Raw genomic sequence first — 22,506 nt, forward strand, 5'->3', positions numbered from 1 at the left:
AGCGAGGTTTCATGGTTGAGGTCGAGCGGCACTCCTACGACGTCGTCGTGATCGGTGCCGGCGGCGCGGGGTTGCGCGCGGTCATCGAGGCGCGCGAGCGCGGCCTCAAGGTCGCGGTGGTGTGCAAATCCCTGTTCGGCAAGGCGCACACGGTGATGGCCGAGGGCGGCGCCGCGGCGGCCATGGGTAACGCCAACCCGAAGGACAACTGGAAGACCCACTACGGCGACACGATGCGCGGTGGGAAGTTCCTCAACAACTGGCGGATGGCCGAACTGCACGCCAAGGAGGCACCGGACCGGGTCTGGGAGCTGGAGACCTACGGCGCGCTGTTCGACCGCACCAAGGACGGCAAGATCAGCCAGCGCAACTTCGGCGGGCACACCTATCCGCGGCTGGCCCACGTCGGCGACCGCACGGGCCTGGAGCTGATCCGCACGCTGCAGCAGAAGATCGTCTCGCTGCAGCAGGAGGACCACGCCGAACTCGGTGACTACGAGGCGCGGATCAAGGTGTTCGCCGAGTGCACGATCACCGAGCTGCTCAAGGACGGTGACGCGATCGCCGGGGCGTTCGGCTACTGGCGCGAAAGCGGCCGGTTCGTCCTGTTCGAGGCCCCCGCCGTGGTGTTGGCTACCGGCGGGATCGGCAAGTCGTTCAAGGTGACCTCGAATTCCTGGGAGTACACCGGCGACGGCCACGCGCTGGCGCTGCGGGCGGGCGCGTCGCTGATCAACATGGAGTTCGTCCAGTTCCACCCGACGGGCATGGTGTGGCCGCCGAGCGTGAAGGGGATCCTGGTCACCGAGGGCGTTCGCGGTGACGGCGGGGTGCTGAAGAATTCCGACGGCAAGCGGTTCATGTTCGACTACATCCCGCCGGTGTTCAAGGGCCAGTACGCCGAGTCCGAGCAAGAGGCCGACCAGTGGCTCAAGGACAACGACTCGGCGCGTCGCACCCCGGACCTGCTGCCCCGCGACGAGGTCGCGCGCGCGATCAACTCGGAGGTCAAGGCGGGCCGCGGCAGCCCGCACGGCGGCGTCTACCTCGACATCGCGTCCCGGCTGACGCCCGAGGAGATCAAGCGGCGCCTGCCGTCGATGTACCACCAGTTCAAGGAGCTGGCCGGGGTCGACATCACCAAGGAGCCGATGGAAGTCGGGCCCACCTGCCACTACGTCATGGGCGGCATCGAGGTCGACGCCGACACGGGCGCGGCCACGGTCCCCGGGCTCTTCGCCGCCGGCGAATGTTCCGGCGGCATGCACGGCTCCAACCGGCTGGGCGGCAACTCGCTGTCGGACCTGCTGGTGTTCGGCCGGCGCGCCGGCCTGGGGGCCGCCGACTACGTGCGCGCGCTGAGCAGCCGCCCGTCGGTCGCCGACGACGCCGTCGACACCGCGGCGAAGCGGGCGGTGGCCCCCTTCGAGGGACCGACCGACGGCGTCGCGGCCGAGAATCCCTACACCCTGCACCTGGAGCTGCAGCAGTCGATGAACGACCTGGTGGGCATCATCCGCAAGGCCGACGAGGTCTCCGAGGCCCTCGGCCGGCTCGACCAACTCCGTGAGCGGTTCAAGAACATCCAGGTCGAGGGGCATCGGCAGTACAACCCCGGCTGGAACCTGGCCATCGACCTGCGCAACATGCTGCTGGTCAGCGAATGCGTCGCCAAGGCCGCGCTGACCCGCACCGAGAGCCGCGGCGGCCACACCCGCGACGATCACCCGTCGATGGACGCGAACTGGCGCAAGGTGTTGCTGGTCTGCCGCGCGTCCGGCGGCGACGAGGTGATCCCGGACGTCACCGTCACGCGGGAGGACCAGGTGCCGATGCGGCCCGATCTGCTGGAGCTCTTCGAGATCTCCGAGCTGGAGAAGTACTACACCGATGACGAGCTGGCCGACCACCCAGGACGGACCCCCAGGACGGAGGGCTGATGACCTACAACGCCACCATGCGGGTGTGGCGCGGCGACGAGGCCGGCGGCGCGCTCGAGGATTTCACGGTTGAGGTCAACGAGGGCGAGGTGGTGCTCGACATCATCCATCGGCTGCAGCAGACCCAGACGCCCGACCTCGCGGTGCGGTGGAACTGCAAGGCGGGCAAGTGCGGATCGTGTTCGGCGGAGATCAACGGCAAGCCGCGGCTGATGTGCATGACCCGGATGTCCACGTTCGCCGAGGACGAGGTCGTGAGCGTGACGCCGCTGCGGACCTTCCCGGTGATTCGCGACCTGGTCACCGACGTCTCGTTCAACTACGAGAAGGCCCGCGAGATCCCGTCTTTCGCGCCGCCCAAGGAGCTGCAGCCCGGCGAGTACCGGATGGCGCAGGTCGACGTCCAGCGCTCGCAGGAGTTCCGCAAGTGCATCGAATGCTTCCTGTGTCAGAACGTCTGCCACGTGGTCCGCGACCACGAGGAGAACAAGAAGGCGTTCGCCGGCCCGCGCTTCCTGATGCGCATCGCCGAACTCGAAATGCATCCGCTGGACACGCTCGACCGGCGCAACCAAGCCCAGGAAGAGCACGGCCTGGGCTACTGCAACATCACCAAGTGCTGCACCGAGGTGTGCCCGGAAAACATCAAGATCACCGACAACGCGCTGATCCCGATGAAAGAGCGGGTCGCCGACCGCAAATACGACCCGATCGTCTGGCTGGGCAACAAGCTGTTCCGGCGTTAGTCTCCCGCGAGGCTGTAACTACCGACGCCGCGTCTCGCGAAATGCGTCAGTAGTTACAGTCTCGCGGTCAAAGCAGACTGCGGAACGTGCTGCGGTGGAACACAATCGGCGCCACCTCGGCGTCCACCGTCACCTCGCTGACCCGCAGAACCACGATGGTGTGATCGCCGGCCGGGATCAGTTGCTCGATCGCGCTCTCCAGCCACAGGCCGGTGCCCTTGATGAAGACCGCGCCGCTGGTGCGCGACACCGTCTGCAGGCCGGCGAACCGGTCGCCGGTCTTGGCGGCCAACGCGCGCGCGGCCTCGTCGTGGGCCTCGCCGAGCACGCTGATGCCCAGCCTCGGCAAGCCCTTGAGCTTGGGCCATGTCGTCGAGGTGTTCTGCACGCAGAACGACACCAGCGGCGGGTCGAGCGAGACGGGCACAAAGGTGCTGGCGGCCAAGCCTTGCCGGACGCCTTCGACTTCGGCGGCGATGGCCACCACGCCGGACGGAAAGTGTCCGAAGGCCTCACGAAGGGTGGACGGTGTCAGCTTGTTCGTCGAGTTCACCGGACCTCAGTCGCCCCTTTCTGCCCATACGACCCTACTCGACGAGTACCCGTGCGCGGCGGCCACATCCGGGTGGGCCCGCAGCCGCGCCGCACGCGCCCGCAGGTCCACCACGGGCAGGGCAGTGACGGGCCTCACGTCGCTCATGGGCACATCGTCCTCGCAGGTCAGCCGCGCAAAACGAGCCTTCCCAACCGGTTGGTTAGTTAGATGTTGAAATTTAGCTCACACTCGCTTGCGTTGGACTGGACAACGGTTATATTTTAGTCGTGTTACTGGTGGGTAACTTAGAACTGAGTACCCAACCACAAAGTGGCATTCTCAACGAGGAGGAACACGTAGTGAGCCACTACAAGAGCAACGTCCGCGACCAGGTATTCAACCTGTTCGAGGTGTTGGGCGTTGACAAGGCGTTAGGTCAGGGCGAGTACAGCGACCTCGACATCGACACTGTCCAAGAAATGCTGACAGAGATGAGCCGGCTCGCCGAGGGACCGGTCGCGGAGTCGTTCGTCGAGGGCGACCGCAACCCGCCGGTGTTCGACCCGCAGACCCACTCGGTGACGCTGCCGGAGGCCTTCAAGAAGTCCGTTCGAGCGGTCCAGGAGGCCGGCTGGGACAAGGCCGGCATCGACGAGGCGCTCGGCGGCATGCCGATGCCCAAGGCGCTGGTGTGGGCGCTGCACGAGCACATCCTCGGCGCCAACCCCGCCGTCTGGATGTACGGCGGCGGCGCGGGCTTCGCAAACGTCGTCTACCACCTCGGCACCGAGGAACAGAAGAAGTGGGCCATGATCGCCGCCGAGCGCGGCTGGGGCGCGACCATGGTGCTCACCGAGCCGGACGCCGGCTCCGACGTCGGCGCCGGGCGGACCAAGGCGGTCCAACAGGAGGACGGCTCCTGGCACATCGACGGCGTGAAGCGGTTCATCACCTCCGCCGATTCGGACGATTTGTTCGAGAACATCGTCCATTTGGTGCTGGCCCGCCCGGAGGGTGCCGGTCCCGGTACCAAGGGCCTGTCGCTGTTCATCGTGCCCAAGTTCCTGTTCGACTTCGAGACGGGCGATCTCGGCGAGCGCAACGGTGTGTTCGTGACCAACGTCGAGCACAAGATGGGCCTGAAGGTCTCGGCGACGTGCGAGCTGTCGTTCGGCCAGCACGGCGTGCCCGCCAAGGGCTGGCTGGTCGGCGAGGTGCACAACGGCATCGCGCAGATGTTCGACGTCATCGAGATGGCCCGGATGATGGTCGGCACCAAGGCGATCGCCACGCTGTCGACCGGTTACCTGAACGCCCTCGAATACGCCAAGTCCCGGGTGCAGGGCGCCGACCTGACCCAGATGACCGACAAGACCGCGCCGCGGGTGACCATCACGCATCACCCGGACGTGCGCCGCTCGCTGATGACGCAGAAGGCCTACGCCGAGGGCCTGCGGGCGCTGTACCTCTACACCGCGACCTTCCAGGACGCGGCGGTCGCCGAGGCGCTGCACGGCGTGGACGCCGGCCTGGCCGTCACGATCAACGACCTGATGCTGCCGGTGGTCAAGGGCGTGGGCTCCGAGCAGGCGTACGCGAAGCTGACCGAGAGCCTGCAGACGTTCGGCGGGTCCGGCTTCCTGCAGGACTACCCGATCGAGCAGTACATCCGGGACTCCAAGATCGACTCGCTCTACGAGGGCACCACCGCCATCCAGGCGCAGGACTTCTTCTTCCGCAAGATCGTCCGCGACAAGGGTGTGGCGCTGGCCCACGTCTCCGGGGAGATCCAGGCGTTCATCAACAGCGAGTCCGGCAACGGCCGGCTGAAGACCGAGCGCGAGCTGCTGGCCAAGGCGCTGGCCGACGTGCAGGCGATGGCGGCGACGCTGACCGGCTACCTGATGGCCGCGCAGGACGATGTGACCAGCCTGTACAAGGTCGGCCTGGGCTCGGTGCGCTTCCTGATGAGCGTCGGCGACCTGGTCATCGGCTGGTTGCTGCAGCGTCAGGCGGCGGTGGCGGTGCAGGCGCTCGACGCCGGCGCCGGCGGGGCGGAGCGGTCCTTCTACGAGGGCAAGATCGCGGTGGCCTCGTTCTTCGCGAAGAACTTCCTGCCGCTGCTGACCAGCACCCGCGAGGTGATCGAGACGCTGGACAACGACATCATGGAGCTCGACGAGGCCGCCTTCTAGTCGCCTTCTGAGGGCCGACGGCCGACGACGATGTGGCCGCGGGGCAGCTGAGGGGTTGTCCCGCGTGCGGCAGGAGTCGCCTGATCGGGCCACAGGGCGAACGCAAGGTTCCCCGCTTCCACGCCGAAGCGGGGTCTTGTGTGTTCGGGTGGCGGGAGATGCCAAAAAGACCGCCGCTGGATCCCCTCACTCCAGCGGCGGCCCTTTTCGCACGCCCGGTGCGATTTTCCGCCGACCGGGCGACCGACCAAGGGATGCCCCGTATTGCCGTCGGGGTCGGGGGGTCAGACCACAACACGGGGCCATCCGGACGTTGGGGTACCCGGCCGGCCAAGTCTGTAATCGGCTGTGACCAAATTCATCCGGGCGGCCGGCGGGGCTCACGCCGCGAGCCGAGCCCGGCCGGTCAGGCCTCCAGGATCGCGGCCACGCCCTGGCCGCCGGCGGCGCAGATCGATATCAGCGCCCGGCCCGTCCCGCCGCCTTTGTGCTCGCCTTTGCGCTCGAAGAGCTGCTTGGCCGCCTGGGCGAGGATGCGCCCGCCGGTGGCCGCGAAGGGGTGGCCGGCGGCCAGCGACGAACCGTTGACGTTGAGCTTGGACCGATCGATCGGGCCGAGCGCGGCGTCGAGGCCCAGCCGCTCCTTGCAGTACTCCTCGGATTCCCACGCCTGCAGGTGCGCCAGCACCACCGACGCGAACGCCTCGTGGATCTCGTAGAAATCAAAATCCTGCAGGCTCAGCCCGTTTCGGGCCAGCAGCCGGGGCACCGCATAGGTCGGCGCCATCAGCAGGCCGTCGCGTCCGTTGACGTAGTCGACGGCGGCGGTCTCGGCGTCCACCAGGTAGGCGAGCGGGGCCAGCGAATGCGCGGCCGCCCACTCCTCGCTGGCCAGCAGCGCGACCGAGGCACCGTCGGTCAGCGGGGTCGAATTGCCGGCCGTCATCGTCGCGTCGCCGGCCTTCACCCCGAAGACCGGGCGCAGCGTGGCCAGCTTTTCCACGGTGGAGTCGGGCCGCAGGTTGTCGTCTCGGTACAGCCCCAGAAACGGCGTGACGAGGTCGTCGAAGAAGCCCCGGTCGTAGGCGGCGGCCATGTTGCGGTGGCTGGCGACGGCCAGCTCGTCCTGGTCGACGCGCTTGATGCCCAGCTGCTTGGCGGTGATGGCGGCGTGCTCGCCCATCGACAGCCCGGTGCGGGGTTCGCTGTTGGCCGGGATCTCGATGCCGAGGGTGGCGGGTAGCGCGCCCACCAGCCTCAGCCGTTGCAGGTTGGATTTGGACCGCCGCAGCTTCAGCAGCTGGCGGCGCAGGTTGTCGCCGAGGCCGATCGGCGGGTCGGAGGTGGTGTCCACCCCGCCGGCCGCGGCCACGTCGTAACGGCCGGCCGCGATGCCGTCGGCCGCGGCGATCGCCGCCTGCAGGCCGGTCCCGCACGCCTGCTGAACGTCGAACGCCGGCGTGTACGACGACAGCTCGGAACCCAGCACACATTCGCGCGTCAGGTTGAAGTCGCGGCTGTGCTTGAGCACGGCGCCGCCGACCACCACGCCCAGGCGTTCGCCGGCCAGCCCGAACCGGTCCACCAGCCCGTCCAGGACCGCGGTGAACATGTCCTGGTTGGTCGCCTCGGCGTACGCGCCGTCCGATCGCGCGAACGGGATGCGGTTGCCGCCCAGCACGGCGACTCGACGCCTGGTCTTAGAACTAGCAGGGGCCACCATTCTTCTCCGTGAATCTCCCGGTCCGTCGGTGGCCATACTACCCACTGTTCTTACTCTGAAGTAAGTTCGTCCCCGATACGGTTGGCTGGTAAGGCGTTCCGGACCTGGAAACACAAGGAAGGCGGCTCAGGTGGCTCCCAAGCGCACGTCCGATCTGTTCTCGCAGGTCGTCAACTCCGGCCCCGGATCGTTTCTGGCGAGGCAGATCGGCATCCCGCAGCCCGAGACGCTGCGCCGCTACCGGCCCGGCGATCCGCCGCTGACCGGCTCCCTGTTGATCGGGGGCGAGGGCAGGGTGGTCGCGCCGCTGCGCGCGGCGCTGGGCAAGGACTACGACCTGGTGGGCAACAACCTCGGCGGCCGCTGGGCCGACCGGTTCGGCGGCCTGGTTTTCGACGCCACCGGCATCACGGCGCCGGCCGCGCTGGGGGCCTTGCACGAATTCTTCACGCCCGTCCTGCGCAACCTGGGCCGCTGCGCGCGCGTCGTGGTCGTCGGCACCACGCCCGACCTGGCGGCCAGCACCGACGAGCGGATCGCGCAGCGCGCGCTGGAGGGCTTCACCCGCTCGCTCGGCAAGGAGCTGCGCCACGGTTCCACCGTGGCGCTGGTGTATCTGTCGCCGGCCGCCAAACCCGCCGCGACGGGCCTGGAATCGACGATGCGGTTCATCCTGTCGGCCAAGTCGGCGTACGTCGACGGCCAGGTGTTCTACGTCGGGGAGGCCGACTCCACGCCGCCGGCCGACTGGGACCGGCCGCTGGACTCCAAGGTCGCCATCGTGACGGGCGCGGCCCGCGGAATCGGCGCGACGATCGCCGATGTGTTCGCCCGCGACGGCGCCCGCGTCGTCGCGATCGACGTGGAATCGGCGGCGGAGGCCCTGGCCGAAATCGCCAGCCGGGTCGGGGGCACCGCGCTGTGGCTGGACGTCACCGCCGACGATGCCGTCGACACGATCACCGAGCACCTGCGCGACCACTACGCGGGGCGCGCCGACATCCTGGTCAACAACGCCGGCATCACCCGCGACAAGCTGCTGGCCAACATGGACGACGCCCGCTGGGATGCCGTCCTTGCCGTCAATCTTCTTGCCCCGCAACGGCTTACCGAGGGGCTGATCGGCAACGGCACCATCGGCGAAGGGGGCCGGGTGGTCGGGCTGTCGTCGATGGCCGGCATCGCGGGCAACCGCGGGCAGACCAACTACGCCACCACCAAGGCCGGCATGATCGGGCTCACCCAGGCGCTGGCGCCCGGGCTCTACGAGAAGGGCATCACGATCAACGCCGTGGCGCCGGGGTTCATCGAAACCCAGATGACCGCGGCGATCCCGCTGGCCACCCGCGAGGTGGGCCGCCGGATGAACTCGCTGCTGCAGGGCGGGCAGCCCGTCGACGTCGCCGAGACCATCGCCTACTTCGCCAGCCCGGCGTCGAACGCGGTGACCGGCAACGTGATTCGGGTCTGCGGCCAGGCCATGCTGGGCGCATGATGAGCCAGCCGAGCGGCCTGAGGAACATGCTGCGCGCGGCGGCCGGGGCGTTGCCGCTGGTGCCGCGCGGCGATCGGCTGCCCGGCCGCACGGTGACCGTCGAGGAACTACCCATCGACCGGGCGAACGTGGCCGAGTATGCGGCGGTCACCGGGCTGCGCTACGGCAACCACGTGCCGCTGACCTACCCGTTCGCGCTGACCTTTCCCGCGCTGATGTCGCTGGTGACCGGCTTCGACTTTCCTTTCGCCGCAATGGGATCGGTGCACACCGAGAACCGCATCACGCAGCGCCGCCCGATCGCGGTGACCGACACGGTCGGCGTGCGCGTGCGCGCCGAGAACCTCCGCGAGCACCGCAGGGGCCTGCTGGTGGACCTGGTGACGGACGTCAGCGTCGGCGGGGATTTCCAAGACCCCGCGTGGCATCAGGTGACCACCTTCCTGCACCAGCAACGCACCAGCCTGTCCGACGAGCCCAAACCGCCGCCGCCGAAGCGGCCGAAGCTGCCCCCGCCCAGCGCGGTGCTGCGGATCACGCCCGGCCGCATCCGGCGCTACGCCGTCGTCGGCGGCGACCACAACCCGATCCACACCAACCCGATCGCCGCCAGGCTGTTCGGATTCCCGACGGTCATCGCGCACGGGATGTACAGCGCCGCGGCGGTATTGGCCAACATCGAGGCCAGGATTCCGGACGCGGTGGAGTATTCGGTGCGGTTCGGCAAGCCGGTGGTGCTGCCCGCGACGACGGGGCTCTACATCGATGACCGCGACGACGGCTGGGATCTTTCGTTGCGCAACATCGCCAAGGGATACCCGTACCTGACCGGCAGCATCCGGGCGCTCTAGCTCTAGCCCGCGTGCGTCGGGTTGGGGCGCCCACGCCCCACCGCGAGGACCTTCAATCCGTATGCGCCGCAAGCGGTCAGCAGGAAGATCGGGAACAACCAGAGCGGCGGATGGGCGAGTTCCCAGACGAAGATCGCCGCCCAGATCGGTGAGCCCTGGGTGACCGCGAGCACCCCGGCGGCTCCGGCGAGCGAGACCGCCGGCGTGTGCAGCTGTGTCCCGGCCGCCCAATTGATCGCCAACACCAGCGCCGAACCCGCCGCCGCGCCGGTGGCCAGCGAGGGTGTCAGCATTCCGCCCGCCCCACCGGCGCGCAGGAACAGCGCCGTCAGCAGCGGTTTGAGAACCAGGATCGCGGCCGCCGCGGACAGCGTCATGCCGCTGGCGAGGCTGACCGTCAGGATGCTCCGGCCGTTGCCGGGCAACTCGGGCCACCAGTGCGAGCACAGGCCCATCACCAACCCGGCCGCGGCCAGCGCGGGGATCAGCACCCAGGTTCGCATCACGCGGGCCGGCCGCGCCGCGGCCATGAGCCGGTTGAACGCCAACCCGACCGCGAGGGTCACCGGCGCCAAAATCAGTGCGTGCGCGGTCAACACGTACGACGATTCCGCGTTGGGCCAGTCCAGATCCGGTTGATCGTGCGTGACGGCCGAGCAGGTCGCGACGGCCAGGCTGGAAGTGACCAGGGCCGCGCCCAGCGCCCGCGGATGCCAGGTGTTCAGCATGATCCGGACGGCGAACAGGGCGCCGGCCAGCGGAACGGCGTAGACGGCGCCGAGCCCCGCGCCGGCCGCGCAGGCCAGCAGGATCCGGCGGTCGTCGCCGGACAGCCGCTTCAGCCGGGCGGTGCCGAAATCGCTTAGGGCCGCGGCGAATTGGCGTGGGGCGCCCTCCCGGCCGAGGGAGGCCCCGGAGCCGACCAGCAGCACCTGCAGCGCGGCGTCGACGCTCCACGCCCGCCGCGGGATCCGGTCCGGGCCGGCGATGGTCTGCGCGAGCGGCGGCACGCGGGTGCTGCGCCGCAGGATCCACCAGCCGAATCCCGCCAGCGCGCCGCCGACCACCGGGCCCAGGACGCGGCGGACCGGACTGCTGCCCGCGATCCCGGCGAGCAACGTGCCGAAGCTGTAGTGGTAGGTGGCGTGCTCGACGAAGCGCAGCACCGCCGTCGTCGCCAGGCCCGCGAACCCGGCCAGCAATCCCACGATTATTACGGCGCAAAAGAAGTCGGGGGTGAAGCGGGGCGTGCGGCGAGAGGGCGAGGGGCGCAATCGAGCCGGTTCGGCCACCCCACGAATGTAGGGCCTAGCGGGCGGCGGCGCTGGGTTTGCCCGCCTTGGGCAGCGCCGCGGCGGCTTCCCGGTCCTCCGGCGCGCCCCTGAGGCCGTGCCAGAACAGGTCGATCATCAGCCCCGCCGCGTCGTCGACGCCGATGTCGTCGGTGGTGAGCCGGGTGGCCATCGCCTCGCCGGCGCCCACCAGCGCCACGGCCATCATCTCGTAGTCGCGGTCCGACCGCGGGGCGCGGCTGCCGACCCGCATCAGCCCGGCGACCAGTTCGATGATCTGCCCGCGTCCCTCGCGCACCGTCTGGGCGAACGTCTGCGAGCTGATGGCCTGGGTGTACATCACGGTCCACGAGGCCCGGTTGGCGTCGATGTAGCGCAGGAACGACACGATGGCGTTGCGCAGCAGGTCCTTCGGGCCCTGGCCGAAGCGGATGTCGGCGCGCACCACGTCGATGAACCGGCCCAGCTCGCGGTTCAGGCAGGCGCCGAACAGGTCCTCTTTGGAGCCGTAATACAGGTACAGCATGGGCTTGGAGATCTGCGCCGCGGCGGCGATGGCGTCCATCGAGGTCTCGTGATAGCCGTTGACCGAGAACATCTGCACGGCGGCGTCGAGCATCTGCTGCTCGCGGACGGCGCGCGGTAGCCGCTTGGTACCACCCGCCATCGTTGTGCCTTTCCGGTCCGTTTATCTGACCCCAGGGTAACGACCGTGCGGCGCGTTAGTGGCCACATCCGCGATTGGGGCCCTTCATCGTCGCGACCCGGACCAGGGCGGCGTCGACGGCGGGCATGGTCAATTCGCCCGCGGCGACGGCCTTTTCCAGCCGGTCGAGGACCGCGGGGACCTCGTCGGTGGTGACCCACAGCGCGACGTCGGTGCCGGCCTGCAGGGTGCGCAGCACCGCCTCGGATACGCCGTACCGATCGGAGATCGCGGCCATGCTGGACAGGTCGTCGCTGAACACCGGGCCGGTGAAGGGCGGGGCGCCGTAGCCGGTGCCGGTGCGCAGCAGCTGCAGCGCGGCCGGGCTCAGGCTGGCCGGCTCGTCGCCGGTCAGCCCGGGAACCTGCAGGTGACCCACCATCACGGCGACGGGGGTCGCGGTCACCAGGGTCCGGTAGGGCACCAGGTCGTTGTTTTGCAGGTCGCTGAGCGGCGGCGTCACCACGCCGCCGGTGTGCGAGTCGCCGGAGCCGTGGCCGTGACCGGGGAAATGCTTGAGCACCGGCAGCAGCCCGGCGTCGCGCAGGCCCTGCGCGTAGGCCCCGGCGTAGGCGGTGACCGTGGCCGGGTCCGCGCTGAACGAGCGGTCCCCGATCACGGCGTCGTCGGGCTCGTCGCTGACGTCCACGACGGGAGCGAAGTCGACGGTGATGCCCAGGTCGCGCATCTTCCTGCCGCGGTCGGCCGCCATGTCGTGGACCTGCTGGACGGTTTGCGTCCGCGCCAGCTCGCGCGGCGACGGAGCCGTCCCGATCAGCGACTTCAGCCGCGACACCCGGCCGCCCTCCTCGTCGACGCTGACCGCCAGTGGCAGCGGCCCGGCGCCGCGCGCGATGTCGGCCAGCGGGCCGTTGAAGATCGACAGGTCCGTCCAGCTGCCGATGAAGATGCCGCCGACGTGGGAGCCGTTGACGACGGCGCGGGCGTCGTCGGCGTTCTTGACCCCCACCATCAGCAGCTGGGCCAGCTTGTCGCGGGTCGACAACGTCGCCGGGAGGGTGGTCGGGTCGGCGCAAACCGGCGGCGCGGGCTTGCTGGCGGCGGGCGTGGACTGCGGCGAGGCGCCCGGGGGCCGCGCGGCGTGGTGGCCGCAGGCCGCCACCAGGGCCGACGCGGCCGCGAGCACGGCCAGGGTGCGCGGAAAAGCCATCGGGCCATGTTGTCATGGGCGACGTTTCGTCCCCGGCTCCGGGGCGTCGGCGGTCCCCGGGCCGCGGCGGCCGTTCTGCTAGGTTGGCTTTGGGTTCCCCGAGCCACGACCGCGAATTCCTGAGGAGCAATCGATGAACCGGATCGTTGCGCCCGCCGCGGCGAGCGTGGTGGTCGGTCTGTTGCTGGGCGCGGCCGCGGTCTTCGGGGTCACCCTGATGGTGCAGCAGGACACGAAGCCGCCATTGCCCGGGGGCGATCCGCAGTCGTCAGTGCTCAACCGGGTCGAGTACGGCAACCGTAGCTAGCCGCGCGGACAGGGCGGCGCCCGCGGGAACGGCCCCGGGCTCGCCGGCCGGTCCGCCGTCACGCCGGTGGTTGCTGTTGGTCGGCGCGGTCGCGCTCGCCCTGACGTTCGCGCAATCCCCGGGGCGGGTCTCCCCCGACACCAAGCTCGACCTCACCGCCAACCCGCTGCGCTTCCTGGCCCGGGCGACCAACCTGTGGAACAGCGAGCTGCCTTTCGGCCAGGCGCAGAATCAGGCCTACGGCTACCTGTTTCCGCACGGCGCCTTCTTCCTGGCCGGCCACGTGCTGGGATTGCCCGGCTGGATCACCCAGCGGCTGTGGTGGGCGCTGCTGCTCGGCGTGGGCTTTTGGGGGCTGCTGCGCGTCGCCGAGGCGCTGGGGATCGGCAGCCCGGCGTCGCGCGTGATCGGCGCGGCGGCGTTCGCGCTGTCGCCGCGGGTGCTGACCACCCTGGGATCGATCTCGTCGGAAACCCTGCCGATGATGCTGGCGCCGTGGGTACTACTGCCGACGATCCTGGCGTTGCGGGGGACGTCCGGCAGGTCGGTGCGGGCGCTGGCCGGGCAGGCCGGGCTGGCCGTCGCGTTGATGGGCGCGGTCAACGCCATCGCGACGCTGGCCGGTTGCCTGCCGGCGGTGATCTGGTGGGCGTGTCACCGGCCGAACCGGTTGTGGTGGCGCTACACCGCGTGGTGGGCGTTGGCCCTGTTCCTGGCCATGCTGTGGTGGGTGGTGGCGCTGGTGTGCCTGCGCGGCGTCAGCCCCCCGTTCCTGGACTTCATCGAATCCTCCGGCGTGACGACGCAGTGGTCGTCGCTGACGGAGATCCTGCGCGGCACCGACAGCTGGACCCCGTTCGTGGCGCCGACGGCCACCGCCGGCGCGCCGCTGGTCACCGGGTCAGCGGCGATCCTGGGCACCTGCCTGGTGGCGGCGGCCGGGCTCGCCGGGCTGGCCGGCCGCGCAATGCCGGCACGGGGACGGCTGGTGACGATGCTGTTGGTCGGTGTGGTGTTGATGGCCGCCGGCTACGGCGGCGGGCTGGGGTCGCCGTTCGCCCACCAGGTCCAGGCGTTCCTGGACGCCGCCGGGGCGCCGCTGCGCAACGCGCACAAGCTGGGGTCGGTGATCCGGATCCCGGTGGTGCTGGGCCTCGCCCAGCTGCTGGGCCGGATACCGCTTCCTGGTTGGGGGCCGGGCAGCGCGCCGCTGTCGGTGTGGCTGCGCGCGTTCGCCCACCCCGAGCGCGACAGGCGGGTCGCGGTGGCGGTCGTGGTGTTGACGGCGCTGCTGGTCAGCACGTCTTTGGCGTGGACCGGCCGGCTCGCCCCGCCCGGCACGTTCGTCGCGATACCGCGGTACTGGCACGACGCCGCCGACTGGCTCGACCACCACAACACCGGGACGCCGACCCCCGGGCGCGTGCTGGTGGTCCCGGGGGCGCCGTTCGCCACCCAGGTGTGGGGCACCAGCCACGACGAGCCGCTGCAGGTGCTGGGCGGCAGCCCGTGGGGCGTGCGCGACTCCATCCCGTTGACCCCTCCGCAGACCATCCGGGCGCTGGATTCGGTGCAACGCCTGTTCGCGGCCGGGCGGCCCTCGCTCGGCCTGGCCGATACCCTTGCCCGCCAAGGCATTTCGTACGTGGTGCTGCGCAACGACCTGGACCCCGAGACGTCCCGCTCGGCGCGCCCCATCCTGGTGCACCGGGCCATCGAGGGCTCGCCGGGGCTGCCGAAGGTGGCGCAGTTCGGCGCGCCGGTGGGCCCCGGCACGCTGGCCGGTTTCGTCGCGGACGGCGGGCTGCGCCCGCGCTACCCCGCGGTCGAGATCTACCGGGTCGCCCGGGACGGTAATCCCGGCGCGCCCTACTTCGTCGACGCCGACCGGTTGCCCCGGGTCGACGGCGGGCCGGAGGTGCTGCTGCGCCTCGACGAGCGGCGACGGCTGCTGGGCCGGGCCCCGCTGGGCCCGGTGCTGATGACCCCGGATTTTGGGGCCGCCCGACGCGCCGGGTCGCCGGCCCCGCTCGTCACGGTCACCGACACCCCGGTGGCCCGCGAGACCGACTACGGCCGGGTCGACCAGCATTCGTCGGCCATCCGGGCGCCCGGCGACGCGCGGCACACCTACAACCGGGTGCCCGACTATCCCGTCCCGGGCGCCGACCCGGTGTTCGGCGCCTGGACCGGCGGCCGGATCGCGGTGTCGAGCTCGTCGTCGGATTCCACCGCCATGCCCGACGTCGCGCCGGCGACGTCCCCCGCCGCGGCGATCGACGGGGACTCGGGGACCGCGTGGGTGTCCAGCGCGCTGCAATCCGCCGTCGGGCAGTGGCTGCGGGTGGATTTCGACCACCCGGTGGCCAACGGCGCCATCACCCTCACGCCGAGCGCGACCGCCGTCGGCGCCCAGGTGCGCCGCATCCTGATCGAGACCGCCAACGGCAGCACCACCCTGCGGTTCGACGAGCCCGGCAAGCCGCTGGCCGCGGCGCTGCCCTACGGCGAGACCCCCTGGGTGCGGATCACCGCCGCCGGCACCGACGACGGCTCCCCCGGGGTGCAGTTCGGCATCACCGACCTGTCGATCACCCAGTACGACGCGTCCGGATTCGCCCACCCGGTCGACCTGCGGCACACGGTGCAGGTGCCCGGGCCGCCGCCGGGGTCGGCGATCGCCGGCTGGGACCTGGGTTCGGAACTGCTCGGCAGGCCGGGCTGCGCCCCCGCGCCCGACGGCGTGCGCTGCGCGGCGTCGATGGCGCTGGCACCGGAGGAGCCGGTCAACTTCAGCCGCACCCTGACCGTTGCGGCCCCGGTGTCGGTGACCCCCGCGGTGTGGGTGCGGCCGCGGCAGGGACCCAAGCTGGCCGACCTGATCGCCGAGTCGAATACCGTTCGCGCGCAAGGCGATTCCGACGGGGTCGACGTTGCGGGTTCGGCGTATGCGGCCACCGACGGCGACCCCGGCACCGCGTGGACGGCGCCGCAGCGGGTGGTGCAACACAAGACCCCACCGACGCTGACCGTCACGCTGCCGCGCGCGACGGAGGTCGCGGGCCTGCGCGTGGTGCCCAGCCGGTCGGCGCTGCCGGCGCACCCGACGGTGGTGGCCGTCAACCTTGGCGACGGCCCGCAGGTCCGCGAGCTGAAGGCCGGCCAGCCGCAAACCCTGGCGCTCAAGCCCCGGGTGACCGACACCGTCACCATCAGCCTGCTCGACTGGGAAGACGTCATCGACCGCAACGCCCTGGGTTTCGACCAGCTCAAGCCGCCGGGGCTGGCCGAGGTCGCGGTGCTCGGCGCCGACGGCGACCCGATCGCGCCCGCCGACGCCGCCCGCAATCGCGCGCGTGAGGTCTTTGTTGACTGCGATCACGGCCCGGTCATCGCCGTCGCCGGGCGGTTCGTGCACACCTCGATCCGCGCCACCGTGGGCGCGCTGCTGGACGGCGACGCCGTCGCGGCGGCGCCCTGCGAGCGCGACCCGATCGCCCTGCCGGCCGGCCGCCAGGAACTGCTGATCAGCCCGGGCGTCCAGTTCGTCGTGGACGGGGCCCAGCTGTCGACCCCGTCGGCCGCCGGCCTGCCCACCGCCGCCCCGGTCCGCGCCGACACCGGAGCGTGGGGTCCGAGCCGGCGCGAGGTGCGGGCGCCCGCGTCGGCCACCCCGCGGGTGCTGGTCATCCCCGAGAGCATCAATCCCGGCTGGGTGGCGCGCACCGGCGGCGGGGCCCGGTTGACGCCGGTCGCCGTCAACGGGTGGCAGCAGGGCTGGCTGGTCCCGCCGGGCGACCCCGGCACCATCACGCTGGTCTTCGCCTCCAATTCGCTGTACCGGGCGGGCCTGGCGGTCGGGCTGGCGCTGCTGCCGCTGCTGGCCTTGCTCGCGCTGTGGCGCACGCGGCGCGGGGGTAGCGACGACGCGCCCGCGCGACCGTGGCCGTCGGGGGGCTGGGCGGCGGTCGCGGTGCTGGCCGCCGGGGTGGTGGTCGCGGGCGCGGTGGGGGCCGTCGTGGTCGGCGCCGCCCTCGGCCTGCGGTACGCGTTGCGCCACCGCCACTCCGACGCCGTGACCGTCGCGCTCAGCGCGGGCGGGTTGATTCTGGCCGGGGCCGTGTTGTCCCGCCACCCCTGGCGCTCGGTCGACGGCTACGCCGGGCATTCCGCGAATGTGCAACTGCTGGCGCTGATTTCGCTCGCCGCCCTGGCGGCTTCGGCGGTGACCATGCCCGGCCGGGCGGCCCGGGCTCGCGACGAATAGTTGGCTACCGGTTTCCCTGCTGGTTGACTGGTTACACGGCTCGGTGTGATCGCCGCCGCCCGAGGGAGTTACGGCCATGGGATGGTTTTCGGCACCCGGATACTGGCTGGGCAGGCTGGTGCTGGAGCGCGGCGTCGCGGCGGTCTACCTGATCGCGTTCGTCGGGGCCGCGCTTCAGTTCCGGGCGTTGATCGGCGAGCACGGAATCCTGCCGGTGCCGCGGTTTTTGGCCGGGCAGTCGTTCTGGCGATCGCCGAGCCTCTTTCACCTCCGCTATTCCGATCGCGTGTTCGCGGGCGTGTCCTGGCTGGGCGCGGCGGTGTCGGCGGGCGTCGTCGCCGGTATGGCCGACCTGGCGCCGCTGTGGGCCGCGATGCTGGCGTGGCTGACGCTGTGGGTGCTGTACCTCTCGATCGTCAACGTGGGACAGGCCTGGTACGGCTTCGGCTGGGAGTCGCTGCTGCTCGAGGCCGGGTTTTTGATGGTCTTTCTCGGCAACGACCGGGTGGCGCCCCCGCTGCTGACGCTGTGGATGGCGCGGTTGCTGCTCTTCCGGGTCGAGTTCGGCGCCGGGCTGATCAAGATGCGCGGCGATCCGTGCTGGCGCGACCTGACGTGCCTGTACTACCACCACGAGACGCAGCCGATGCCGGGGCCGTTGAGCTGGTTCTTCCATCACCTGCCCAGGCCGCTGCACCGGATCGAGGTGGCGGGCAACCACTTCGCGCAGCTCGTCGTGCCGTTCGGGTTGTTCGCGCCGCAGCCGGTGGCCGGCGTGGCCGCGGGGATCGTCGTGGTGACCCAGCTGTGGCTGGTGGCGTCCGGCAATTTCGCCTGGCTGAACTGGGTGACGATCGTCTTGGCGTTCAGCGCCATCGACGACTCCTCGGTGGCGCGGCTGCTGCCGGTGCCGGCGCATCCGGCGTGGTCGGCGACGCCGCCGTGGTTCGCCGGGCTGGTGATCGCGTTCACCGGCGCGGTGCTGTTCCTGAGCTACTGGCCGGTGCGCAACATGCTCTCGCCGCGGCAGCGAATGAACATGTCGTTCAACCCCTTTCACCTGGTGAACACCTACGGCGCCTTCGGCAGCATCGGGCGCGTGCGCCGCGAGGTGGTGATCGAGGGCACCGAGGAGGAGCGGCTCACCCAGCACACCGTCTGGAAGGAATACGAATTCAAGGGCAAGCCCGGCGCCGTGCGCCGGCTACCGCGCCAATGGGCGCCCTATCACCTGCGCCTGGACTGGCTGATGTGGTTCGCGGCCATCTCGCGGGCCTACGCCCAGCCCTGGCTGATCCCGCTGCTGCAGCGGCTGTTGTGCAATGATCGGCCGACGCTTCGCCTGTTGCGGCACAATCCCTTTCCGGATTCGCCACCGCGGTATGTGCGCGCGCAGCTTTACCAGTACCGCTTCACCACGGCGGCCGAACTGCGGCGCGAGCGAGCGTGGTGGCATCGGACGCTGATCGGTCACTACGTTCCGCCCATGGCGCTGCGGAACGTGGCCCATCGGCCGTAGTCACATCCGCCCCATGCGTCTCCGCGCGGGAGGGGGCACCCGATGTGCCCACCTCAGCGCGACAACCGGAGAGGCGGGCACGGCACCCAGAACCCCCGTGGCAGAGGTGGTTTGGGCCGGACGGGAGGCGCTACTTCTGGTAGGACAGCGCCCCGGTGCCCGCGAGCTTTCCGCCCTCGACGATCAGGTACTCCGGGCGGATGGGCCGGCCGGCGAACCAGCATTCCAGGATCTCGCGGGTGCCCGCGGCGTACCGGGCCTGGGCCGACAGCGTGGTGCCCGAAACGTGCGGGGTCATGGCGTTATTCGGCATGGTCCGCCACGGGTGATCGGCCGGCGGCGGTTGCGGGTACCACACGTCGCCGGCGTAACCGGCGAGCTGGCCGCTGCGGAGCGCGGCCGCGATGGCCTCGGGGACGGTCTCTTCGCCGCGGGCGGTGTTGACGATGTAGGAGCCGCGCCGCATCGTGCCCAGCAGCCTCTCGTTGAACATCCGCCGCGTCGCGTCGTACAGCGGCGAGTGGACGGACACCACGTCGACGGAGCGCACCAGCGACTCGACGTCGGGGTGGAACGTGACGTTCAGTTCCTTCTCGACCTGGGGGGACAACCGACGCGTGTCGGTGTAATGCAGCTTGACGTCGAATGGGGCCAGGCGGCGCAGCACCGCGCGTCCGATCCGCCCCGCGGCGATCACCCCGACGTCCATGCCCTCCAGGTCGTAGGCGCGCTCCACGCAGTCGGCGATGTTCCATCCGCCTTCGGCGGCCCACCGATGCGATGGGACGAAATTGCGGACCAGCGTGAGGATTTGCATCACCGCGTGCTCGGCGACGCTGATGCTGTTGCTGTAGGTCACCTCGGCGACGGTGATCCCGCGCTCTTTGGCGACCTCGAGGTCGACGTGGTCGGAGCCGATGCCGGCGGTCAGCGCCAGCTTGAGTTTGGGCGCCTTGGCGATGCGCTCCTTGGTCAGGTACGCCGGCCAAAATGGTTGGGAGATCACGATATCGGTGTCGGGCAATTCACGTTCGAGCTCCGAGTCCGGGCCGTCCTTGTCCGAGGTCACCACCAGCTCGTGCCCGCCGTCCTCGAAGAACTTGCGCAGCCCCAGCGCACCGGAGACGCAGCCGAGCAGCTCACCGGGGGTGAAGTCGATCGTCGACGGGGACGGCACCGTGCTGCCGTCCGGGTAGTTGTGGATCGTCGGGATGCTGTCGCGGGCGTATTTCGGCGGGTACCCGTCGACGGGGTCCGGGTAGAGCACCATCACACATTTGGCCATTGTTTCCTCCCTAGAAGTGCTTTCAGTCTCGTCCGGCGGCACCGGGGTTGTCCAAGACGTAATTCCGACCGGTCGATAGGCCCGGCCGATCAGGCCTCGTAGATGCGCTGGTTCGCCGCCGTCTGCACCAGCGCGCGGGTCACCACCGAGCCCGGTTCCGCCGCGTTGGTGACGAGCACCATCGGGGCGGTGACGGACGGATTGTGCAGCCGCAGCACGGAAGCCCCGGCGGGCACGCCAAGGATGCGGATCCAGGTCTGCGGGACGATGCTGGCCCACCGGCCGGTGGCGACGTGGGCCAAAAGCGTGGCGACAGAGTCGGTTTCCAGTTGCGGCGCCACCGCAAGCCCCTGGGTGTCCAGCGCGTCGTCGATGACGCGGCGCCCGCGCATCCCCTCGGTCAGCAGGCACAGCGGTAATTCCAGCGCTTCTGACCAGCTCATGGTGTCCGATTTTCCGGTGAGCAGCTCGCCGCCGACGACGAGCACCTGCTGCTCCTGATACAGCGGGGTGACCAGCAACTCGGCGGTGTCATGGTCGGGATAGAGAATCCCCGCGTCCAGCTCGAACCGGACGATTCGTTCGACGATCTCGGCCGACCGCAGGTTCGTCTCGAGGCGAACGCGCACCAACGGGTGCTCCGCACAAAACGGATCCGTCAGCAGCGCAACGGTAGTGGCGGCGGCCGGGACCACCCCCAGCCGAAGCTCGCCGACGAGGCCGGTCTGCAGCGCCGTGACTTCAAGTTTCAGAGCGTCGCGGTCGGCCAGGATGCGCCTCGCCCAATGCACGAGCCGCTCACCTTCGGGGGTCAGGCCCTCGAACTTCTGCCCGCGCCGCACCAGCGGCACCTTCAGCTCGTGTTCGAGCTTGCGGATGGCTTCCGACAGCGCCGGCTGCGACGCGTGGCAGGCGCTGGCCGCGCGGGCGAAGTGACGCTCCCGCGCCAGTGCGACGAAGTACTCGAGCTGACGAAACAGCACGAGCCCATTCGATCATGTCTGGCGCGCGGCGGTGTCCCGCGCTACGGGTCGTCGTCTTCGTCGTCGTGGCGGAGGAGTTTTTCCGGGTGCCAGTAGGTGTTGGTCCTGGGTTGGCCGTGGTCGAGGTGGGCCGGCGGTATCCATTCGGTGTCGCCGTGGGTGTTTTTGCGGGTGCTCCAGCCTCCGGGTTGCACGATGTGGTGTTGGGTGGGACACCCGAAGGCCAGGTTGTTCACATCCGTGCAGCCACAGACGGCGAAGGGCTCGACGTGATGCACCTCGCACCAGTACCCGGGCACGGTGCAGCCCGGCGCGGTGCAGCCACGATCCCGGCCATACAACACGATCCGCTGCGCGGGGGAAGCCAACCTTTTCGTGTGGTACAGGGCCAGGGCTTTGCCTTTGTCGAAGATGGCCAGGTAGTGGCGGGCGTGGCGGGCTAGGCGGATCACATCGCTCATGGGCAGGATGCTGCCCCCGCCGGTCAGGCCCCGCCCGGCAGCGGCCTCCAACTCGGCCAGGGTGGTGGTCACGATGATCGACGCGGGCAGCCCATTGTGTTGGCCCAGTTTTCCGGAGGCCAACAGCGCGCGGTGGGCGGCCAGCAGCGCGTCGTGTTGGCGCTGCGCCGGGGAACGGGTGTCTTTATCGATGGCGTCTTGCGACGGGGTGCCGTCCACGGTGGGGGTCTGATCGTCAGGGTTGCACATGCCGGGGGCGGCCAGCTTCGCGAACACGGCCTCCAACGTGGCCCGGGCTTCCGGGGTGAGCCAGCCGTGTAGTGCGGACATGCCGTCGGCTTCTTGTTTACCCAATGTGACGCCGCGCCGGCGCGCGCGATCGTCGTCGCTATACAGGCCGTCGGGGTTGAGGCAGTCGGCGAGGGTGTCGGCCAGCCCGGTCAGTTGTTCGGGTCGATGTTGGGTGCCCAGGCGGGCCAGGTGTTTTTCGGCGCGTTCGCGGGTCGCCGCGTCGATCCAGCCGGGTAGCCGGTGGTAAAACCGGCGGATCACCGCCACCTGTCCGCCCCCCAGTTTCCCGTCACGCTGGGCGGCGGCGGTTTCGGCCAGCACCGGCGCCAACGGTTCCCCGGTCAACGCGCGGCGGGGCCCCAGATCGGCCGCCTCGTGAATGCGCCGACCCGCCTCGGCGCGGGTGATCAACACCCACTCGGCGATCGCATGCGACAGCGTGCCACCCAGTTCTTCGGGAGTGGCCTGGCGGGCCAGCTGGTTGATCAGCGGATGCTCGATGGCCGGCACGCGGCGACGCACCCGCTCACAGCGCTCCAACAACACCAACCGCTCCCGGGTACTCAACGCCTCAAAATCCAACCCAACCACCCCATCAACCGCGGCATCCAGGGCATCAAAGGCAGCCGTGATCGCCTCCCGATCCACAACCCCGCTGCCAGCCATGACCCGAAACTATCGAAGCCCACCGACAAAAAACCCGGCCCAGTGACCACTGAAACCAAAGTGACACAAGTTA

The 22,506-nt window shown here is 70.1% G+C and carries 17 protein-coding genes; 8 read left to right on the forward strand and 9 right to left on the reverse strand.

Annotated elements, in window-relative coordinates; translation table 11 throughout:
- Nucleotides 1–11 precede the first annotated feature (11 nt).
- Nucleotides 12–1,940 (forward strand): fumarate reductase/succinate dehydrogenase flavoprotein subunit, encoded by a 1,929-nt coding sequence (locus G6N25_RS08045; RefSeq protein WP_083075512.1) that lies wholly within the window; start codon nucleotides 12–14, stop codon nucleotides 1,938–1,940.
- Nucleotides 1,940–2,686 (forward strand): succinate dehydrogenase/fumarate reductase iron-sulfur subunit, encoded by a 747-nt coding sequence (locus G6N25_RS08050; protein ID WP_083075511.1) that lies wholly within the window; start codon nucleotides 1,940–1,942, stop codon nucleotides 2,684–2,686. Before G6N25_RS08045 ends, G6N25_RS08050 begins: the two co-directional genes overlap by 1 nt.
- Before the next feature lie 67 nt (nucleotides 2,687–2,753).
- Here the strand turns inward: G6N25_RS08050 and G6N25_RS08055 are convergent, their stop codons facing one another.
- Nucleotides 2,754–3,239 carry a flavin reductase family protein gene (locus G6N25_RS08055; RefSeq protein ID WP_083075509.1) on the reverse strand — a complete coding sequence of 162 codons (486 nt, stop codon included), beginning with the start codon at nucleotides 3,237–3,239 and terminating at the stop codon, nucleotides 2,754–2,756.
- Nucleotides 3,240–3,245: 6 nt separating this feature from the next.
- The gene (locus tag G6N25_RS08060) at nucleotides 3,246–3,386 is read right to left on the reverse strand and encodes a hypothetical protein (protein WP_158084909.1); all 141 of its coding nucleotides are present in this window, start codon (nucleotides 3,384–3,386) and stop codon (nucleotides 3,246–3,248) included.
- 194 nt (nucleotides 3,387–3,580) lie between these two features.
- Between G6N25_RS08060 and G6N25_RS08065 the strand changes: the two genes are divergently transcribed.
- Nucleotides 3,581–5,416, forward strand: a complete 1,836-nt coding sequence (locus G6N25_RS08065) for an acyl-CoA dehydrogenase (RefSeq protein WP_083075508.1) — start codon at nucleotides 3,581–3,583, stop codon at nucleotides 5,414–5,416.
- Nucleotides 5,417–5,822: 406 nt separating this feature from the next.
- Here G6N25_RS08065 and G6N25_RS08070 read toward each other — a convergent pair whose 3' ends face one another.
- Nucleotides 5,823–7,139, reverse strand: a complete 1,317-nt coding sequence (locus G6N25_RS08070) for an acetyl-CoA C-acetyltransferase (RefSeq protein ID WP_083075506.1) — start codon at nucleotides 7,137–7,139, stop codon at nucleotides 5,823–5,825.
- A 130-nt stretch (nucleotides 7,140–7,269) separates the two neighbouring features.
- Between G6N25_RS08070 and G6N25_RS08075 the strand changes: the two genes are divergently transcribed.
- Together G6N25_RS08075 and G6N25_RS08080 are read left to right on the forward strand one after the other, a co-directional pair.
- Nucleotides 7,270–8,634 carry a 3-oxoacyl-ACP reductase gene (locus tag G6N25_RS08075; RefSeq protein ID WP_083075505.1) on the forward strand — a complete coding sequence of 455 codons (1,365 nt, stop codon included), beginning with the start codon at nucleotides 7,270–7,272 and terminating at the stop codon, nucleotides 8,632–8,634.
- A complete protein-coding gene (locus tag G6N25_RS08080) occupies nucleotides 8,634–9,485 on the forward strand; it encodes a MaoC/PaaZ C-terminal domain-containing protein (protein WP_083075503.1) in 852 nt (283 codons plus the stop codon). Before G6N25_RS08075 ends, G6N25_RS08080 begins: the two co-directional genes overlap by 1 nt.
- Before the next feature lie 2 nt (nucleotides 9,486–9,487).
- Here the strand turns inward: G6N25_RS08080 and G6N25_RS08085 are convergent, their stop codons facing one another.
- The 3 genes from G6N25_RS08085 to G6N25_RS08095 are packed head-to-tail and all read right to left on the reverse strand — an operon-like array spanning nucleotide 9,488 to nucleotide 12,654.
- The gene (locus tag G6N25_RS08085; protein WP_232065722.1) at nucleotides 9,488–10,777 is read right to left on the reverse strand and encodes a chloride channel protein; all 1,290 of its coding nucleotides are present in this window, start codon (nucleotides 10,775–10,777) and stop codon (nucleotides 9,488–9,490) included.
- 16 nt (nucleotides 10,778–10,793) lie between these two features.
- Nucleotides 10,794–11,444, reverse strand: coding sequence for a TetR/AcrR family transcriptional regulator (locus tag G6N25_RS08090; RefSeq protein ID WP_083075502.1), 651 nt, complete (start codon nucleotides 11,442–11,444; stop codon nucleotides 10,794–10,796).
- Nucleotides 11,445–11,499: 55 nt separating this feature from the next.
- Nucleotides 11,500–12,654, reverse strand: coding sequence for a glycoside hydrolase family 3 N-terminal domain-containing protein (locus G6N25_RS08095; RefSeq protein WP_083075500.1), 1,155 nt, complete (start codon nucleotides 12,652–12,654; stop codon nucleotides 11,500–11,502).
- Nucleotides 12,655–12,787: 133 nt separating this feature from the next.
- Here G6N25_RS08095 and G6N25_RS08100 point away from each other — a divergent pair, with 133 nt between their 5' ends.
- The 3 genes from G6N25_RS08100 to G6N25_RS08110 all read left to right on the forward strand — a co-directional run bounded on the left by G6N25_RS08100 (nucleotide 12,788) and on the right by G6N25_RS08110 (nucleotide 18,747).
- Nucleotides 12,788–12,961: a DUF2613 domain-containing protein gene (locus tag G6N25_RS08100; protein WP_083075499.1), complete on the forward strand. Its 174-nt coding sequence runs from the start codon at nucleotides 12,788–12,790 to the stop codon at nucleotides 12,959–12,961.
- 70 nt (nucleotides 12,962–13,031) lie between these two features.
- Entirely contained in the window at nucleotides 13,032–17,228 is a 4,197-nt protein-coding gene (locus G6N25_RS08105) for an alpha-(1->3)-arabinofuranosyltransferase (protein ID WP_083075497.1), read from the forward strand.
- A 76-nt stretch (nucleotides 17,229–17,304) separates the two neighbouring features.
- On the forward strand, nucleotides 17,305–18,747 hold the full coding sequence (locus G6N25_RS08110; protein ID WP_083075496.1) for a lipase maturation factor family protein: 1,443 nt from the start codon (nucleotides 17,305–17,307) through the stop codon (nucleotides 18,745–18,747).
- Between the two features lie 130 nt (nucleotides 18,748–18,877).
- Here the strand turns inward: G6N25_RS08110 and G6N25_RS08115 are convergent, their stop codons facing one another.
- The 3 genes from G6N25_RS08115 to G6N25_RS08125 form a co-directional block, all read right to left on the reverse strand.
- Nucleotides 18,878–20,032, reverse strand: coding sequence for an NAD-dependent formate dehydrogenase (locus tag G6N25_RS08115; protein ID WP_083075494.1), 1,155 nt, complete (start codon nucleotides 20,030–20,032; stop codon nucleotides 18,878–18,880).
- An 89-nt stretch (nucleotides 20,033–20,121) separates the two neighbouring features.
- On the reverse strand, nucleotides 20,122–21,015 hold the full coding sequence (locus G6N25_RS08120; protein WP_083075493.1) for a LysR family transcriptional regulator: 894 nt from the start codon (nucleotides 21,013–21,015) through the stop codon (nucleotides 20,122–20,124).
- Between the two features lie 41 nt (nucleotides 21,016–21,056).
- Entirely contained in the window at nucleotides 21,057–22,433 is a 1,377-nt protein-coding gene (locus G6N25_RS08125; RefSeq protein WP_083075491.1) for an HNH endonuclease signature motif containing protein, read from the reverse strand.
- Nucleotides 22,434–22,506 lie beyond the last annotated feature (73 nt).

Source organism: Mycobacterium heidelbergense (assembly GCF_010730745.1).
Taxonomy (GTDB): Bacteria; Actinomycetota; Actinomycetes; order Mycobacteriales; family Mycobacteriaceae; genus Mycobacterium; species Mycobacterium heidelbergense.

What these genes read in the sequence shown, in the direction of transcription:
- G6N25_RS08045 (WP_083075512.1), top strand. Translation starts at nt 12, where the DNA reads ATGGTTGAGGTCGAGCGGCACTCCTACGACGTCGTCGTGATCGGTGCC.
- G6N25_RS08050 (WP_083075511.1), top strand. Translation starts at nt 1,940, where the DNA reads ATGACCTACAACGCCACCATGCGGGTGTGGCGCGGCGACGAGGCCGGC.
- G6N25_RS08060 (WP_158084909.1), bottom strand. Translation starts at nt 3,386, where the DNA reads ATGAGCGACGTGAGGCCCGTCACTGCCCTGCCCGTGGTGGACCTGCGG.
- G6N25_RS08070 (WP_083075506.1), bottom strand. Translation starts at nt 7,139, where the DNA reads ATGGTGGCCCCTGCTAGTTCTAAGACCAGGCGTCGAGTCGCCGTGCTG.
- G6N25_RS08080 (WP_083075503.1), top strand. Translation starts at nt 8,634, where the DNA reads ATGAGCCAGCCGAGCGGCCTGAGGAACATGCTGCGCGCGGCGGCCGGG.
- G6N25_RS08090 (WP_083075502.1), bottom strand. Translation starts at nt 11,444, where the DNA reads ATGGCGGGTGGTACCAAGCGGCTACCGCGCGCCGTCCGCGAGCAGCAG.
- G6N25_RS08095 (WP_083075500.1), bottom strand. Translation starts at nt 12,654, where the DNA reads ATGGCTTTTCCGCGCACCCTGGCCGTGCTCGCGGCCGCGTCGGCCCTG.
- G6N25_RS08100 (WP_083075499.1), top strand. Translation starts at nt 12,788, where the DNA reads ATGAACCGGATCGTTGCGCCCGCCGCGGCGAGCGTGGTGGTCGGTCTG.
- G6N25_RS08110 (WP_083075496.1), top strand. Translation starts at nt 17,305, where the DNA reads ATGGGATGGTTTTCGGCACCCGGATACTGGCTGGGCAGGCTGGTGCTG.
- G6N25_RS08115 (WP_083075494.1), bottom strand. Translation starts at nt 20,032, where the DNA reads ATGGCCAAATGTGTGATGGTGCTCTACCCGGACCCCGTCGACGGGTAC.
- G6N25_RS08125 (WP_083075491.1), bottom strand. Translation starts at nt 22,433, where the DNA reads ATGGCTGGCAGCGGGGTTGTGGATCGGGAGGCGATCACGGCTGCCTTT.